Origin of the sequence: Paraburkholderia sp. A1RI-2L, assembly GCF_048957375.1 — a bacterium.
GTDB lineage: Bacteria > Pseudomonadota > Gammaproteobacteria > Burkholderiales > Burkholderiaceae > Paraburkholderia.
Genome location: NZ_JARBTA010000003.1, coordinates 333,869 through 350,787, shown reverse-complemented (window position 1 = coordinate 350,787; position 16,919 = coordinate 333,869). Strand labels below are relative to the sequence as shown.

Genomic DNA, 16,919 nt, shown 5'->3' with positions numbered 1-16,919 from the left:
AACTAGCACATTCGAAGCGGCTTTTTCGCGGCATTAGACTGCGCCAGAAACGCCCCAAAGGCGTCTTGTCGCGTGCCGGAGCACCTGAACAAGGCGCCATTCTTCGAACCGACGTCACGCCCAGAGAGAGATAGGAAGATGTCCGATACAACAAACCTGGAACGGCAAAGCGCAGCGCCTGCGGTACGCTTGCCGTTCGAACGCGCCGAATACGCCACGCGTCTGGCCAAAACGCGCAAGGCCATGCAGGCGGCGGGAGTCGAACTCCTGATCGTGTCCGATCCCACCAATATGGCCTGGCTCACCGGATACGACGGCTGGTCGTTCTACGTGCATCAGTGCGTGCTGCTCGCACTCGAGGGCGAGCCGGTATGGTTCGGCCGCGGTCAGGACGCCAACGGCGCAAAACGCACCGTGTTCATGCAGCATGATCAGATCGTCGGTTATCCGGATCATTACGTGCAGTCGCCGGACCGCCATCCTATGGACTACCTCGCGAAAGAAGTGATCGAGGCGCGCGGCTGGGGCGCATTGCGCATCGGCGTTGAAATGGACAACTACTATTTCAGCGCAGCCGCATACCGGTCGCTTGTCGCGCATCTGCCGAACGCGAAGTGGCAGGACGCCACCGCGCTGGTGAACTGGCAGCGCGCGGTCAAATCGGCACGTGAAATCGAATACATGCGTGTGGCCGCGCGTATCGTCGAGCGGATGCATGCGCGCATCGTCGAGCGGATCGAACCCGGCATGCGCAAGAACGACCTGGTTGCCGAGATCTACTCGACCGGCATTGCGGGTGTGGACGGTCATGGCGGCGACTATCCCGCCATCGTGCCGCTCTTGCCGACGGGCGCCGACGCCGCTGCTCCCCATCTAACATGGGACGATACGCCGTTCGCGAAAGACGCGGGAACGTTCTTCGAAATTGCAGGCTGCTTCAAGCGCTATCACTGCCCGCAATCGCGCACGGTGTACCTGGGCAAGCCGCCGAAACATTTCCTCGACGGCGAGCGTGCCGTGGTCGAAGGAATCGAAGCGGGGCTTGCCGCCGCCAAACCCGGCAATACCTGCGAAGACATCGCCAACGCGTTCTTCGCCATGCTGCACAAATACGGCATCGAAAAGAACAGCCGCTGCGGCTATCCAATCGGCGCAAGCTACCCGCCCGACTGGGGCGAGCGCACGATGAGCCTGCGCCCCGGCGACAAGACCGTGCTGGAGTCCGGCATGACGTTCCACTTCATGCCGGGCCTGTGGCTCGATGACTGGGGCCTCGAGATCACCGAGAGCATCCTGATCACCGATACCGGCGTCGAGACGCTCTGCAACACGCCGCGCAAGCTGTTCATCAAGCCGTAAGCCCCTGCCACCGCCTGGAACCCGTCTGCGTGCTCACTTCGCATCCCGCAACGGGTTCCCCAAAGGAAAACCATGCTGCCAAAGACCATGAAGGCCGTCGTGCTCACCGCGCACGGCGGCCTCGACAAGCTCGTCTATCGCAACGACGTGCCCGTTCCCGCGTGCCAGCCAGGCGAAGTGCTGCTCGACGTCACCGCGTGCGGATTGAACAATACCGATGTGTGGGTTCGTGAAGGCGCTTACGGCACCGACGACGACCCGCAAGCCGTTTCGACCTGGCGGCGCGGCCGCTCGACGCTGACGTTTCCGCGCATTCAAGGCGCGGACATCGTCGGACGTGTGGTCGCCTTCGGCCGCGGCGTGAGCGAAACGCGCATCGGCGAACGGGTGATCGTCGATGCGTCGATCTACAACCGCGATGACGACGGCCTCGCCGACATCGACTACATCGGCCACGGCCGCGACGGCGGCTACGCCGAATACACGGCGGTGCCTTCGGAGAGCGCACATCGCGTCGAATCGTCTTGCTCCGATGCCGAACTCGCGACATTCTGGTGCGCGTACCACACCGGCGAGCAGATGCTCGAGCGCGCCGCCGTAAAGCGCGGCGAAGCGGTACTGATCACGGGCGCCTCGGGCGGCGTGGGCTCGGCCATCATTCAGCTGTGCAGGGCTCGCGGTGCGATTCCGTATGCGGTCGTGAGCCGGGGCAAGGAAGATGCAGTGCTCCAGCTCGGCGCGCAAGGCGCGATGCTGCGCGACAGCGCGGACTTCGGCGCTGCGGTCGAACGGATGACCGGTGGCAAGCCTGTCGACGTCGTGGCCGATCTGGTCGGTGGCCCATTGTTCGGCAAGCTATTGAACGTGCTTCGCCCCGAAGGCCGCTACACGACGGCCGGCGCGATTGCGGGCCCGCTCGTCCAACTCGATCTGCGCACCATGTATCTGAAACAGTTACAGTTGAACGGATCGTCGCAAGGCACGCGCGCCGCATTCAAGCGCGTGCTCGACTATATTCAGGCGGGCACCATCAAACCGGTGCTTGCGGCGACCTGGCCGCTGTCGAAGTTTCATGAAGCGCAAGCGCAATTCATGTCGAAACGCTTCGTCGGCAACATCGTCGTCGTGCCGGATCGGCATTACCGCGACGATGCCAAGGCAGCTTGAAACGCAAACGCGGTTCGCAGCGCAAAAAAGCCAGACCCACGCGTCTGGCTTTTTTGCACCTGTGTTCAGGCTATTGACGCATCACGAAGCCTCACGAAGAGGCAGCCGGCGCAAGCACCGCCGACGCAACCTCATCCACCGCCTCACGCGCGATTTTCACGATCTCGTCAACGTCACTGCGCGAGGTCACCAGCGGCGGCGCAAAGCCGAGAATATCGCCGTGCGGCATCGCCCGCGCGATCAAACCGCGCTGCATGGCCGCCGCCGACACGCGCGGACCGACCTTCAGCGCCGCGTCGAACGGCTGGCGAGCCTCCTTGTCGGCCATGAATTCGAGCGCGGCCAGCATGCCCGCGCCGCGCACTTCGCCGACCAGTGGATGCGAGTCGAACGCGGCATGAAGCTGTTCGAGCAAATACGCGCCGGTTTGCGCGGCGTTCTGCGTGAGGTTCTCGCGCTCCAAAATATCCAGATTCGCGAGCGCCGCCGCCGCGCACACTGGATGGCCCGAGTACGTCCATCCATGCCCCATCGCGCCGAGCTCCTGAGACGCCTTGTCGATCACGTCCCACACGCCCTCGCTCACGATCACGCCCGACAGCGGCGCATAGGCACTCGTCAGGCCCTTCGCGACGGTAATCAGATCCGGCGCGATGCCATAGTGCTGCGCGCCCATTTTCGAACCGAGCCGGCCGAAACCGCACACGACTTCGTCGCAAATCAGCAGAATGTCGTGCTTTTTCAGTACCTGCTGGATGGCGGGCCAGTAACCGGCAGGGGGAGGCAGAATGCCGCCGGTGCCCATCACCGGTTCAGCGATGAACGCGGCGATCGTATCGGCGCCCTCTTTCGCAATCAGCTTCTCCAGTTCGTCGACGCAATACGCGACGAATTGCTTTTCGTCCATTCCCGCCGGCGCCTGCCGATACCAGTGCGGACACACCGTATGCTTGACGCGATCGATTGGCAAGTCGAAGCATTGATGGAAGCTCGGCAAGCCCGTCAGGCTGCCGGTCACGATGCCCGAGCCGTGATAGCCGCGCTGCCGCGAGATGATCTTCTTCTTGTTCGGACGACCCTTCACGTTGTTGTAGTACCAGACGATCTTGATCTGCGTTTCGTTGGCGTCCGACCCGGACATGCCGTAGTACACCTTCTTCATCCCCTGCGGCGACCAGTCGATGATGCGCTTCGACAATTCGATGATCGTATCGGTCGAGTGGCCGACGTAGGTGTGATAGTAGGCGAGCTTCTTCGCCTGCTCGTAGATCGCATCGGCGACTTCCGTGCGGCCGTAGCCGATGTTCACGCAATAGAGACCGGCGAACGCGTCGATATACGACTTGCCCTGGTGGTCTTCGATGCGAATGCCTTTGGCGCCCGTCACGATGCGCCCGGGCAGCGCGCCATTCGCGTGGTCGTGCGCATGCGTCGACGGATGCATGAAGTGCGCGCGGTCGGTGTTAAAGAGTTGATCGAGTTGAGTCATCGGAAGCTCCTTCGTGTAATCCATCCAGGGTTTGAGTTGCGCTACGCTGCGCGACTCTCGGTAACCGGCAGGCCAAGTTGCCCGAGGCAGAAATAGCGGGTTTCGACGAACGGTTCGAAGCCTTCGGCTCCGCCTTCGCGGCCGAGTCCCGAAGACTTGACGCCGCCGAACGGAATAGGTGCACCGGTGAACTTCGCACCGTTGACCGAAACCATCGCGAATTCCAGACGGCGGATCAGTTGAAACACCGTGTTGATGTCCCGCGCACAGACGTAGGCGGCAAGGCCGTATTCGGTATCGTTCGCGCGCTCGATCACTTCGTCGAGCGCATCGAACGGCGACACCGCCGAGATCGGCGCGAAGTTTTCTTCGTCGTAGATGCGCATGCCCGGCGCCGCGTCGGCCACCACGGTTGGCTCGAAGAACCAGCCGCCGCGCTCGTGCGGGTTGCCACCCACCGTGATGCGCGCGCCCTTCGCCTTCGCGTCGGCAACGCGCTGTGCTGTGCTGTCGAATGCGGCCTGGTGCATCAGCGGCCCGACATCCACGTTTTCCTCGAATGCGGCGCCCACATTCAGCGCCCGCACGGCTTCGGTGTAGCGTTCGACGAATGCCTCGTACAGCGGCCGCGCGACGAAGATGCGATTGGCTGCGCAACAATCCTGCCCCGAGGTCTGAAACTTCGCCGCGACTGCAACACGCACGGCCTCTTTGAGATCGGCGTCCGCCGTCACGATGAAAGGCGCGTTGCCGCCAAGTTCCAGGGCCGTCTTCTTGATGCCGGCGCGCGCGGCCGTCTGCATGACGAGCGCGCCAACGCGCGTCGATCCCGTGAAGCTCACTGAACGCACGCGTTTGTCGCTCACGAGCGTTTCCATCGCCACTTGCGGCTCGCCGAGCACGACGTTGAACACGCCCGCGGGAAAGCCCGCTTCTTCGGCCAGTTGCGCGAGCGCGAGCGCGGAGAACGGGGTTTCGTGCGCAGGCTTCACGACCACGGAGCACCCGACGGCGAGCGCGGCAGCCGCTTTGCGCGTGATCATCGCGCACGGAAAATTCCACGGCGTGATCAGCGCAGCGACGCCCACGGGTTCCATCACCGTACCGAGATGCGCACCATCGATATGAGTCGGAATGTTGCGGCCGTTCAGCCGGCGCGCTTCATGCGCGAACCATTCGACGAAACTCGCGCCGTATGTGATTTCGCCGCGCGCTTCGGCAATCGGCTTGCCCTGTTCGAGCGACAAGATCGCCGCGAGATCATTCCGATGGCGCAGGATCAGCTCATGCCAGCGCAGCAGCAATGCCGTGCGTTGATTAACCGGCAGCCAGCGCCATTTCGAGAACGCACGCCCGGCGGCGTCAACTGCTTCGGTAATCTGCGCGGCGTCCAGCATCGGTACGTGGCCGAGCACCTTTTGATCGGCGGGATTGAGGACTGGAACGCTCGTCGCACTCGCGCTATGCACCCAGCGCCCATCGACATAGCACAACGACTTGAAAAGAACCGGATGACCCAGCAACATGAATGCCTCCTGTTTGCAATCCATGTGTGTCACTGTACGGGCCGCGGCGCTGTGTTTTTTTTGGTTGATGCGCCTTGAAACCTGGCTTTTTTTCTGAATTTCGAAATGACGTCGTGCGTTTTTCTGCGGCCGCGCCAAAGCCGCCGGACGATAGCCGCCGGCACGCTTCATGCGCCGTCGCCGATGCTCTCCTGCGCCCAGTCCGGCAACTCTTCGACGCCGCTTTTGACGACCTTCGTGACGATGTACGTGAAGTACTTTTCGATGCCCAGTTCGTCGCTCAGCAGCGAATCGATGAAGCGCTGATAGTGGTCGATATCACGCGACATCACGTGCATGACATAGTCCACGCCGCCGCCGGTGGCGTGGCATTGCACGACCTGCGGCGCGCGAGCGACACGCTCTTCGAAACGCCGCATGTCGTGCGCGGTGTGACGCGCGAGTGTAACTTCGACCACCACGCGGCTGCCTTTGAACGCGGCCACCCAATCGATGTCCGCGCGATAGCCGCGTATTACGCCGCCTTCCTCGAGACGCTTGACGCGTTCCCACGCCGGCGAAATCGACAGGTTGATTTCCTCGGCGAGGCGCGACTTGGTGATGCGCCCATCGTGCGCAAGGATGCGCAGAATCGCCAGATCGTAGCGGTCGAGCTTCATCGGACCATCACGCCGTTACCGCGCCGTTACCGGTATGCCGCGCTCGACGACGTCGGCCAGCACCGCGACCGTATCGCCGGTTCTGACGAGGCCGGGAAAATGCCGCGCGGCGAGCATGCCCGCACGACGCGCGCGATATTCGACGGGTGCAGTGCCGGTGCGCGACGCATCGTGGATTCGCGCAATGACTTCTCCGTTTTCAACCATATCGCCGAGGTCCTTGCACAATTCCAGCAGACCATCATGCTCGCTCGTCGTGTAGCAAGTGGCGTCGGGCATATCGAGCAGCGTCGTGGTGCGTCCGGTGTTTGGCGCGGTCGCATTGTCGGCCGCCGTTGCGAGAATGCCCGCGTGCTGCAAAAAACCTCGCACGCCACGATCCGCGATCGCAACGCTCTGCACAGTGGCCGTGCCGCCGCCGCCAAGTTCCGTCGAGACGAACACCTTGCCAGCCTCCTCGACGGCCGTGTCGTATAAACCGACGCTATCCAGTTCGAGCATGCGCATCGAATATGGCGCGCCGAATGCGCGCATCGCCGCTTCGCAACGCGACTGCTGATTCGCATCGGGCAAGACGTGAATGGCGGCGAACGGCACGAAGTCGAGCGTGCGCCCGCCCGCGTGCAGATCGAGCACGTAATCGGCAAGCGGCAGCAGATACCGCTGGAAGTAGTCGGCGATTTTTTCGGTCGCCGTGCCGTCCGGCTTGCCGGGGAAGCTGCGATTCAGATTGCCGCGATCGATCGGCGACGTGCGGCTTCCCGCACGAAACGCCGGAAAATTCATGAACGGCACGACGATCACGCGCCCCTTCACGTCCTTCGCTTTCAGCGACACCGCCAGTTTTGACAGCGCGATCGGCCCTTCGTATTCGTCGCCATGATTGCCGCCGGTGAGCAACGCAGTCGGTCCTTCGCCATTGCGCACGACGGTGACGGGAATCATCTCGGCGCCCCACGCGGAACCATCGTGCGAGTGCGGCAATTTCAGAAAACCATGTTGTTCGCCGTCCGCGTTGAAATCGACCGTCGGCTGAATAGGTGATGCCCGCATCTGAGCTGCTCCTTCATGTGCCGCCTGAGCGGCGTTTCGATTGTTGCGCCTTCATTGGCGACGTCATTGCGAAAAGAGCATCCCGGCGCTCGCGCCACGCGCCCGCTGCAAGGCGAGTGCCGCAATCGCGGTGTCCTGCGCGCCGGTTCCGGTCAGATCGCAGATCGTCACGTCGGCTTCATCGACGCGGCCGGCGCTCTGGCCCGCGATCACCTGCCCGAGTTCGGTTATCGCGCTGTCGGCGTGTATCGCACCGGCATTCAGCGCGTGATGCAGTTCGCCGAGCACACGCGTTTGCTGCGCGCGGTCGCACACGTAGCGCGCCGCCGCCAACGCCGCCGGGGCGATTTCGTTCTTGTGTTCGGCGTCGGAGCCCATGGCCGTGATGTGCAGACCAGGATGCAGATCGGCGGCTTCGATCAGCGGCGTGCGGCTCGGCGTGGTCGTGATCGCTATATCCGCTTCGGCGAGCGCATGGCGAACGTCGCGCGCCACCTCGCATCGAATGCCGAGTGTTTCGCTCATCTCCTGCACGAAGCGCTGCGCGCTTTCCGGGTTGCGCGCCCACACGCGCACTCGCTCGATGCGGCGAACCAGCGACAGCGCCTGCAATTGCAGGCGTGCCTGCTCGCCCGCGCCAAGCACCGAGACGTGCGGCGCGTGGGGCTTCGCGAGCCAGCGCGCCGCCACCGCACCGGCAGCCGCCGTGCGCACCGCCGTGAGATAACCGTTATCGAGCAACACGGCTTCGGTCAAACCGGTCTTCGCCGACAGCACCAGCATCAGCCCGTTCAGACTTGGCAGCCCGAGCGACGGATTGTCGAAAAACCCGGGACTCACCTTGATCGCGAGACTGTCGAAGCGCGGCAGCCAAGCGGTCTTCACGTCGATTTCACCGTTGTGGTCCGGCAGGTCGAGCCGCAGGATCGGCGGCATGGCAACGGCCTCGGTGGCAAGCGATAGAAACGCCGTTTCCACCTGATCGACCGCCGCGAGATCGAGCGGGACGAGTTGACGTAGTTCGGCTTCGCCGAGGAGTGTGATGGAAGTCATGGGGCCTCGCGTGAGTCACGTGGTGCACGGCTGCGGTCAACGACGCGCCGATGCAGGTCCATATCGATGTTCGCGCCGGTCACGACCAGCACGAGCGGTCCGTGCGCGAGACGCCCGGCTTCGAGCTTGCCATCGAGCAAGGCGGCGATGCCCACGGCTGCCGCGCCCTCGACAACGAGCCTTTCATGCCAGTACGCGTGCGCAATGCCGCGCGCAATGGATGCCTCGTCGAGCAACACGATCTGGTCGATCAGATCGCGCGTGAGCCCAAAGGTGTAGCGGTTTTCAAGCCCGATGCCGCCGCCGAGCGAATCGGCGAGCGTTTCGACTTCGTCGACGAGAACCGGTTTGCCGGCCGCGAGGCTCGCCTGCATCGCCGCGCCGCGCGCCATCGTCACACCGGTGAGGCCAATCGCGGCGTTCGCGCTCCTGGCGGCGAACGCGACGCCGGCAAAGAGGCCACCACCCGAAAGCGGCACGACGATGTTCGCGACATCGGGGAGCGCCTCGACGATTTCCAGGCCAATCGTTGCCTGCCCGGCGATCACATGCGGATCATCGAACGGCGGCACATACGCATAGCCTTCGTTGCGCACCAGAAGCCGCGCTGCGTGTTCGGCGTCGTCCTGGCTTTTACCGACGATCTGAACCTGTGCGCCGAGCGCGCGCACCGCGTCGACCTTGTTGGCCGGCACGAGAGCCGACATGCAGACCATCGCGTCGATGCCGAGCGCGCGGGCCGCATGCGCAACCGCGCGCCCATGATTGCCGGTGGAAGCGGTCACGACCTTGCGGCAACCGGCCTCGGCGAGACGCGCGAGTGCGTTGGTGGCGCCACGCACCTTGAAACTGCCGGTGGGTTGCACGGTTTCGAGCTTGAGATACACGGGCACGCCCGCAAGATGCGACAAGCCCTGCGATTCAACGAGTGGCGTGCGGCAGACGCGCCTCTCGATACGCCGCCGCGCACGATAGACATCGGCCAATGAAAGACCGGCCTGCGAAGTAAGGGATATCGAAGCGGACATCGACTCGGCTCTGCGCGAAAGGGTTCGAAGGTCTCGAATCCGATGCGGCTACGCCCGCCTTGCTGGCTCATGGGTGGCTGCATCGTGCTCAATCCAGCCCAGTCTAATGTTCTAAAAAGCGATTTTTATTGTCCTGGTACATTTCCAGTTCGCGCGTCGCAATGCGCGCGACGATTACACGAAATCGTGTACTTGCGGGTATTGCTCGAACACATCGAGCATGGTCTCCAGCGCATTGTTGTAGGTTTCTTCGCCCACCTCGGCGCCCACACACACGCGCACGGCGTTGGGCCGATCGGCGTCGCGCACCAGAAACGGATCGGGTGAAGTCACGGCGATATTGCGATTGCGCAGTTCCCTCACGAGGCGATCGGTGCGCCAGTGATCGGGCACGCGCAGCCACGCGGAGAGCGCCTGCGGATGCGCGCCGAGCACGTATTTGCCCAGCATCTTGCGCAACTGAGCCTGACGCTTTCCAAGCCGTTCGCGCTGGATCTCGACGAGCCGCGCCGCCGTCCCGTCCACGATCCAGCGCGTGGCCACTTCCGCCATCGGTGAGGTGGCCATCCAGCTGCTGACGCGAAGCACGCTCTCCACGCGCAGCGCCAGCCTGCGCGGCGTCGCCAGATAGCCGATCCGCAAGCCCGCCATCACCGATTTGGTCATGCTCGTGCAGTAAAACGACAGGTCGGGAATCAGGCTGGAGATCGGCGTGGCCGCTTTGGCGGGAAGCGGGCCGTAGACATCGTCCTCGATTATGTACACGCCGTAGCGCTCGGCGATTCGCGCAATCGCGCGGCGCCGCGAGTCCGGCATCAGCGCGACCGTCGGGTTGTTCAGCGTCGGAGTGCAGACGAGCGCGGTAATGCGCTCGCTGTCGCACATTTCCTCGAAATGTTCGGGATGAATGCCGTACTCGTCGATCTCCAGGCCTTTCAGCGTGAAGCCCAGCACGTTGGCCGATCCGATCACGCCGTGATCGGTCAGGCTCTCGCACAACACCGTATCGCCGGGGCCGACCGTCGACGCCAGCGCGAGAAAAATGCCGTGCGCGGTGCCGTTCGTCACAAGCAGCGTATCGGCCGAAGCCGGCATGCCCAGCGACGCGAGCCACGCGACGCCCGCCTGCCGGTGGTGTTCGAAGCCCGCGATCGGGCGAAACGCGCGAATCCACGGCTGATCGTCGATGGTTGAAAGCGTGGCGCACACCTTGCGCCACATCGCGTCGTGTTCCGCCGTATGAATGATCCGCGCAATCGAAAAATCGACCACCGATCGCTCGGCGGTATCGAGCATGTAGCTCGACATGGTCTCGGTAACGCGCGCAGCCACGAAGCTGCCGCGTCCTACCTCGCAGCGGATCAGCCCCTGTCGCTCCAGTTCCTTGTACGCATTGGTCACTGTTTGCACGCTGATCGCCAGTTCGGCCGCGACGTCGCGCTGCGGCGGCAGGCGTGCGCCAGCCGGCAAAGTCTGGCTCTCGATGTCGCTCGCGATAGCCTTGACCAGCCGTTTGTATTTCGATTCCACGCCATGCACCGCGCGCAGGGTTTCCCGCCACTGCTCGATCACCGACGACCTCCGCGTTTTCCGGTTCGCGTATCCGGTTGCCACCGGTTTTTGTGGCTTCCATCGTCTATATTGCGGCAAAACAGGACGCGAAGAATATTGTCCTATGACATTTCCGGATAAAAATTGCTGCTCGCTTTCGGAGTCGGAGGGGCGGTGTAGGCCCACGCAGCGGGAATGCCTTTTAGCCCATGAGCTATGAAAGAGACCCGTTCCCCGATTTTTGTAGCCAAAGGGGACAATTCCCACTTGCCGCCTCGAAGCCCTTGGGCTACGCATTTTTCGTTTTCAGCCCCGCGCGATCGTGCCAGCACGCTAAATCAGCGTTTCCCTGGCGCCTGCCTCATCGCTCAGCGTATCAGGCAGGATGAGCTGGTCTGGCACACGCGAAGGCGCGAAGTGCGTCGCCGCGTAGTACAGCGCGCCCGGCACGACGATGCCGACGATCCACGAAATATCCACGCCGCCGAGATACTCGACCCAACGCCCGGTATAAAAGCCGGTGGCAACGAAAGGCATCTGCACCAGCACACCTGCAACGTAGACGGTTATACCGACCGGATTCCAGCGCCCGTATCGGCCATTCGCATCGAAGAGCGCGGGCACATCGTAACGCTCACGCGTGACGCAATAGTAGTCGACAAGGTTGATCGCGCTCCACGGCGTGAAGAACACCAGCAGGAACAGCAGGAAAGACGAGAATGCCTTCAGAAACGAATGCTGCCCGGCAAGCGCGAGTGCGCTCGACGCGCTCACGGAGAGAATCACGAATGCGAGGCGGGTACGGCGGGACACTTCGCGGCGCTGGCCCAGACCGGTAACGATCGTCGCCACCGACATCACGCTGCCGTACGCGTTGAGCGTGGTGATGGTGAGCTTGCCAAGCGCAATCGTGAAATAGAGGATCGCAGCGATGGTACCCGTCGCACCGAGGCCGACAATGAACGCCACCTCATGCCCGGAGAAACGGTTCCCCGCGAGCGCGGCGGCGAGCACGCCGAACGTCATCGAAACCTGCGCCCCGATCACCGTTCCGCTGAATACGGCGAAGAAGGTCTTGAGCGTCGAGGTGGACTTCGGCAGATAGCGTGAATAGTCGGCGACGTAGGGACCGTATGCGATCTGCCAGGACGCTGAGAGCGAAACGGCGAGCAGGAAGGAGGCGACGGTGAAATGCCGGTTGGCGATCAGCGAGCTCCATGCGTGACCGGTCAGGAGGCTCGCGAAGAGGTACAGGAAGGCCAGTGTGCCGACAATGCTCGATACGCGGCCCATTGCGTGAATGATTCGATAGCCTAGCCCGGTGAGCAGAATCACCACGGCGGCAAAGATCAGGATCGCAACGGTGTTGTTCACGTCGAGCAGTTCGCCGATGGCCTGACCGGCCAGCACCGTGCCGCCCGCAGAGAAACCCACGTACATCACACAGACCAGCACGAGCGGAATGATTGCGCCATAGACACCGAACTGCACGCGGCTCGAAATCATCTGAGGCAGGCCGAGTTGCGGGCCTTGCGCACCATGCAAGGCCATGACCGCGCCGCCGAGAATCTGCCCGACGAGAAGCCCGATCAACGACCAGAATACGTCGCCACCCAGCACGACGGCGAGCGCGCCAACCACGACTGCCGTTATCTGCAGATTCGCACCGAACCAGAGCGAAAACTGGCTGCAAAGATTGCCGTGGCGCTCGGCATCGGGGATGTAGTCGATCGAACGACGCTCTGCTATGGCGGTTCTTGCACTCCGTGATGCGGTACGGTCCATTTTGTGCTCATCTCCAAAAGGTAGCTGCTGCAGGGTCGTGCCCGCGTGCGCTGCGAACCGCGGCGCACCAGGCGTTGAACAAAGCGGCGTACGTTGTTCAGATTTTTTCGGTAAGCGACGGAACGATGTCGTTGAGATCCCCGACGAGGCCGTAATCGGCGACGCTGAAAATCGGCGCTTCCGGATCCTTGTTGATCGCCACGATGACCTTCGAGTCCTTCATCCCGGCCAGATGCTGGATCGCACCCGAGATGCCCACCGCGACGTACAGTTGCGGCGCGACGATCTTGCCGGTCTGGCCGACCTGGTAATCGTTCGGCACGTAGCCTGCATCGACTGCCGCACGCGAGGCGCCGAGCGCTGCGTTCAGCCTGTCGGCCAGCGGCTCCAGAACCTTGGTGTAGTTCTCGCCGCTGCCCAGACCGCGGCCGCCCGAGACAATGATCTTCGCGCTCGTGAGTTCCGGGCGGTCTAGCTTCGTGACTTCACGGCTCACGAATAGCGAGAGGCCGGAATCCGCCACAGCCTCGATTTTTTCCACGCTCGCGCTGCCGCCTTCGGCTGCAACCGCATCGAACGCGGTCGCGCGGACCGTGATGACCTTGATGGGATCTTGAGATTGCACCGTCGCAATCGCATTGCCTGCATAGATCGGGCGCTCGAACGTGTCCGGGCTGTCGACTGCGGTGATATCGCTGATCTGGGCGACGTCCAGCTTCGCGGCGATACGCGGCGCGATGTTCTTGCCGCAGGCAGTCGCCGGCATGAGGATGTGCGTGTAGTTCTTCGCCGGGTCTTGCACAATCGAGTGAACCGTCGCTTCGACGTTCTCCGCAAGACCTGCTTCAAGTTGCGGCGCGTCGGCCAGCAGCACCCTGGACACACCTGAGATCTTCGCTGCCGCATCCGCTGCAGGCTGCGCATGGTGACCCGCGACCACCACGTGAACGTCGCCACCGATCTTCAGCGCCGCTGCAACCGTATTCAGCGTAGCGGCCTTGATCGACGCATTGTCGTGTTCTGCAATTACCAGATTCGTCATTTGCTCTGTATCCGTGGTTTGCTCAAAGCACCTTGGCTTCGGTTTTCAGCTTCGTCACCAGCGCCTTCACGTCCGGCACCACCACACCAGCGGCGCGCTTCGGCGGCTCGCTGACTTTCAGTGTCTTCAGGCGCGGCGCGACGTCCACGTCGAGGTGTTCCGGCTTGATCGTTTCCAGCGGCTTCTTTTTCGCCTTCATGATGTTCGGCAGCGTCACGTAGCGCGGCTCGTTCAAGCGCAGATCCGTCGTGACCACGGCCGGCAGCTTCAGCGACAGCGTCTCGGCACCGCCGTCCACTTCGCGCGACACGGTTGCCTTGCCATCCGCCACCACGATCTTCGACGCGAACGTTGCCTGCGGCAGGTTGGCCAGCGCGGCCAGCATCTGGCCGGTCTGGTTCGAATCGTCGTCGATGGCCTGCTTGCCCAGGATGACCAGCGAAGGCTGTTCCCTGTCGACCAGCGCCTTCATCAGCCTGGCCACCGCCAGCGGCTGCAGGTCTTCATTCGACTCGATCAGGATGGCGCGGTCCGCGCCGATCGCGAGCGCGGTGCGCAGGGTCTCCTGCGCCTGCGTCACGCCTGCCGACACGGCGATCACTTCGGTCGCCACGCCCGCTTCCTTCAGGCGTACCGCCTCTTCCACGGCGATTTCGTCGAACGGGTTCATCGACATCTTTACGTTCGCAATGTCGACGCCGGTGCCGTCGAGCCTCACGCCGACTTTGATATTGGCATCGACAACGCGTTTGACCGCCACTAGCACTTTCATTTTCGCCCTCCGTCCATTGACCGTCGTTATGCCAGAATCGACCGCGCAATCACCGTGCGCTGAATTTCCGACGACCCTTCGTAAATACGCAGAATCCGCGCGTCGCGCACGAGCCGCTCGACGCGCATCTCGCGCGTGAATCCATAGCCGCCGTGTATCTGCAGCGCCGCGTCGGTGACGAACGCCACCATCTCCGACGCGTAGAGCTTCGCCATCGAAGCCGCATCGGTGAACGGCTCGCCCGCCGCGCGCCGCGTCGCCGCCTGAAGCGTCAGGAGCCACGCTGCTTCCAGTTGCGTTTTCATGTCGGCAAATTTCCATTGCAGGCCTTGTTTCGCTGCAAGGGGCTCGCCGTTGACGTGGCGCGTCTTCGCCCATTCCATCGCGTCGCCAAGTGCCGCTTCTGCAATGCCGAGGCTGGTCGCCGCCACATCCAGGCGGCTGTTGTCGAGCACTTTCATCGCCGTGCGAAAGCCGGTGCCTTCTTCGCCCAGCCGGTTTGCCGCCGGCACATAGCAATCGAGCGCGACCTCGTGCGCCGGTGCGCCCCGAATGCCCATCAGCATTTCAGCCGACGACACCGACACGCCAGGCGTATCGGCATCCACGACGAACGCGCTGATACCGCGCGTCCCGAGCTCCATCGCGGTCTTCGCGTAGACCACGATAAATTGCGCCGCCCCGGCATTCGAAATGAAGTGCTTCACACCGCGCAGCCGGTAGCCATCACCATCGCGCACCGCCTGGGTCGTCATGCCAGCCGGATTCGAACCGGCTTGCGGCTCGGTCAACGCGAACGCGCCGAGCTTGACGCCCGTCGCCGCGTCGGGCAGATAGCGCGCGCGCAACGCATCGTCGCCACCGATCAGGATCGAATCAGTGGCGAGGTAGTGGGCGCCAATCATCGACGAAGTCGACGCGCACGCGCGCGCAATCTCTGCCAATGCAAGAATGATCGCTGCGGGCGAGGCGCCAATGCCACCCCAGCGCTCAGGCAAGTTCATGCTCATCACGCCCAGATTGGCAAGCGCCGGCACATAGCGCGTAGTGGAAATCTCGTCGCGGTCCACCTGCGCCGCGTGCGGCGCCAACTCTGCGTGCGCAAAGCGACGGATCGCCTCGGCAATCTCGAGATCGGCCGCGGTGACACCCATTCGTTTAAGCATCATTCATCTCCTGAATCGTTTCGTTTGGCATGCTTACGGTTTTGTCGACACCCAGTACGCCGGCGGCGCACAGCGCATCGATGTGCGTTGCGTCGACGCCGAGCTGCCGCTGCAGAACGGCCAGCGTGTGCTCGCCCAGGCGCGGCGCACGCGTCGTGCGCGTGGCGGGCCAGGCCGAGAACTGGACCGGCTGCCTCGGCAGGCGCATGGTGCCACCGCCGCTGGACGACGTCTCGACCAGCAGGCCACGCTCGCGCGCTTGCTCGCTCTCCAGCGCGTCTCTGATGTTCTGGATCGGTGCGACAGGAATGCCCGCCTCGCTCAGTAGCGTATTCACCTCGTCGATGCTACGGATTCCAGACCACGCTTCGATGCACGCACGCAACACCGCTTCGTTTTCGCAGCGCGCCGCGTCGTTCGCAAAGCGTGCATCGTCGACCAGCGCGGGTTGGCCAAGCGCGTGCGCGAAGCGCTCGAAAAGACGATTGTTGAGCACCGCCACGACAAAATAGCCGTCCTTCGCGCGATAGGCCCCGAACGGCGCCGACGACGGGTGCCGGTTGCCTACGCGCTGCGGCGCGATGCCGGTCGTCGCATAACGCGCGACCTGCGCGGCAGTCAGGCTAAGCGTCGCATCGAACATCGCCACGTCTACGTGCGTACCCTTGCCGGTGCGCTCGCGCGCTAGCAGCGCTGCGAGCACGCCCCACGAAGCGAAGATGCCGCTCACGACGTCCGAGACCGAATCGCCGACAAGCGTTGGTGCGCCATCGGGCAAACCGGTCGCGTCCATCAGTCCGCACATCGCTTGCAGAATGATGTCGTAGGCGGGCCGATGCGATTCCGGTCCGGTCTGGCCGAAACCCGAGACGCTTGCATACACGAGCGCGGGATTGTGCGCGGCGAGCTGCGCATAGTCGATGCCGAGACGCTCGGCCACGCCGGGGCGGAAGTTCTCGACAACGACATCGGCCTGCGCGCAAAGCGCCTGCGCCAGCGCGCGGCCTTCGTCGCGCTTCAAATCGATCACGACGCTTTGCTTGTTGCGGTTCATCGCACTGAAAAGACCGCTCTCTCCTCCAGAAAACGGGCCGATTGCGCGGTAGTCGTCGCCGCCGGGCGGCTCGATCTTGATGACTTCGGCGCCCAGGTCGCCGAGCAGCGCGGAACATAGCGGGCCCGCGAGCACGCGGGAAAAATCGATCACACGAATGCCGTCGAGCGGCAGCGCGAGCAGTGTCACAGCGTCTTCCTCCAGAACAGCCAGCC

At 63.3% G+C, this 16,919-nt stretch carries 14 protein-coding genes; 2 read left to right on the top strand and 12 right to left on the bottom strand.

Annotated elements, in window-relative coordinates:
* The first annotated feature begins 138 nt into the window (after positions 1-138).
* Both doeA and PWP93_RS24705 read left to right on the top strand, forming a co-directional pair.
* On the top strand, positions 139-1,359 hold the full coding sequence (gene doeA / locus PWP93_RS24710; RefSeq protein ID WP_421046406.1) for an ectoine hydrolase DoeA: 1,221 nt from the start codon (positions 139-141) through the stop codon (positions 1,357-1,359).
* Between the two features lie 72 nt (positions 1,360-1,431).
* On the top strand, positions 1,432-2,526 hold the full coding sequence (locus PWP93_RS24705) for an alcohol dehydrogenase family protein (protein WP_421046405.1): 1,095 nt from the start codon (positions 1,432-1,434) through the stop codon (positions 2,524-2,526).
* A gap of 91 nt (positions 2,527-2,617) precedes the next feature.
* Here PWP93_RS24705 and PWP93_RS24700 read toward each other — a convergent pair whose 3' ends face one another.
* The 12 genes from PWP93_RS24700 to PWP93_RS24645 all read right to left on the bottom strand — a co-directional run bounded on the left by PWP93_RS24700 (position 2,618) and on the right by PWP93_RS24645 (position 16,893).
* The gene (locus tag PWP93_RS24700; RefSeq protein WP_421046404.1) at positions 2,618-4,015 is read right to left on the bottom strand and encodes an aspartate aminotransferase family protein; all 1,398 of its coding nucleotides are present in this window, start codon (positions 4,013-4,015) and stop codon (positions 2,618-2,620) included.
* 41 nt (positions 4,016-4,056) lie between these two features.
* On the bottom strand, positions 4,057-5,541 hold the full coding sequence (locus PWP93_RS24695; RefSeq protein WP_421046403.1) for an NAD-dependent succinate-semialdehyde dehydrogenase: 1,485 nt from the start codon (positions 5,539-5,541) through the stop codon (positions 4,057-4,059).
* 167 nt (positions 5,542-5,708) lie between these two features.
* Positions 5,709-6,200: an Lrp/AsnC family transcriptional regulator gene (locus PWP93_RS24690; protein ID WP_421046402.1), complete on the bottom strand. Its 492-nt coding sequence runs from the start codon at positions 6,198-6,200 to the stop codon at positions 5,709-5,711.
* Between the two features lie 15 nt (positions 6,201-6,215).
* A complete protein-coding gene (gene doeB / locus PWP93_RS24685; RefSeq protein ID WP_421046401.1) occupies positions 6,216-7,253 on the bottom strand; it encodes a N(2)-acetyl-L-2,4-diaminobutanoate deacetylase DoeB in 1,038 nt (345 codons plus the stop codon).
* Between the two features lie 63 nt (positions 7,254-7,316).
* Positions 7,317-8,306 carry a cyclodeaminase gene (locus tag PWP93_RS24680; RefSeq protein ID WP_421046400.1) on the bottom strand — a complete coding sequence of 330 codons (990 nt, stop codon included), beginning with the start codon at positions 8,304-8,306 and terminating at the stop codon, positions 7,317-7,319.
* The gene (eutB, locus tag PWP93_RS24675; RefSeq protein WP_421046399.1) at positions 8,303-9,334 is read right to left on the bottom strand and encodes a hydroxyectoine utilization dehydratase EutB; all 1,032 of its coding nucleotides are present in this window, start codon (positions 9,332-9,334) and stop codon (positions 8,303-8,305) included. The genes PWP93_RS24680 and eutB overlap by 4 nt, the downstream gene beginning before the upstream one ends.
* 174 nt (positions 9,335-9,508) lie before the next feature.
* On the bottom strand, positions 9,509-10,906 hold the full coding sequence (locus tag PWP93_RS24670) for a PLP-dependent aminotransferase family protein (protein WP_421046398.1): 1,398 nt from the start codon (positions 10,904-10,906) through the stop codon (positions 9,509-9,511).
* A gap of 312 nt (positions 10,907-11,218) precedes the next feature.
* On the bottom strand, positions 11,219-12,670 hold the full coding sequence (locus PWP93_RS24665; protein WP_421046397.1) for a purine-cytosine permease family protein: 1,452 nt from the start codon (positions 12,668-12,670) through the stop codon (positions 11,219-11,221).
* A gap of 97 nt (positions 12,671-12,767) precedes the next feature.
* Positions 12,768-13,712: an electron transfer flavoprotein subunit alpha/FixB family protein gene (locus PWP93_RS24660; RefSeq protein WP_421046396.1), complete on the bottom strand. Its 945-nt coding sequence runs from the start codon at positions 13,710-13,712 to the stop codon at positions 12,768-12,770.
* 22 nt (positions 13,713-13,734) lie between these two features.
* Positions 13,735-14,484: an electron transfer flavoprotein subunit beta/FixA family protein gene (locus tag PWP93_RS24655; RefSeq protein ID WP_421046395.1), complete on the bottom strand. Its 750-nt coding sequence runs from the start codon at positions 14,482-14,484 to the stop codon at positions 13,735-13,737.
* A gap of 26 nt (positions 14,485-14,510) precedes the next feature.
* Positions 14,511-15,650 carry an acyl-CoA dehydrogenase family protein gene (locus tag PWP93_RS24650; RefSeq protein WP_421046987.1) on the bottom strand — a complete coding sequence of 380 codons (1,140 nt, stop codon included), beginning with the start codon at positions 15,648-15,650 and terminating at the stop codon, positions 14,511-14,513.
* On the bottom strand, positions 15,643-16,893 hold the full coding sequence (locus tag PWP93_RS24645) for a CaiB/BaiF CoA transferase family protein (protein WP_421046394.1): 1,251 nt from the start codon (positions 16,891-16,893) through the stop codon (positions 15,643-15,645). The genes PWP93_RS24650 and PWP93_RS24645 overlap by 8 nt, the downstream gene beginning before the upstream one ends.
* Positions 16,894-16,919 lie beyond the last annotated feature (26 nt).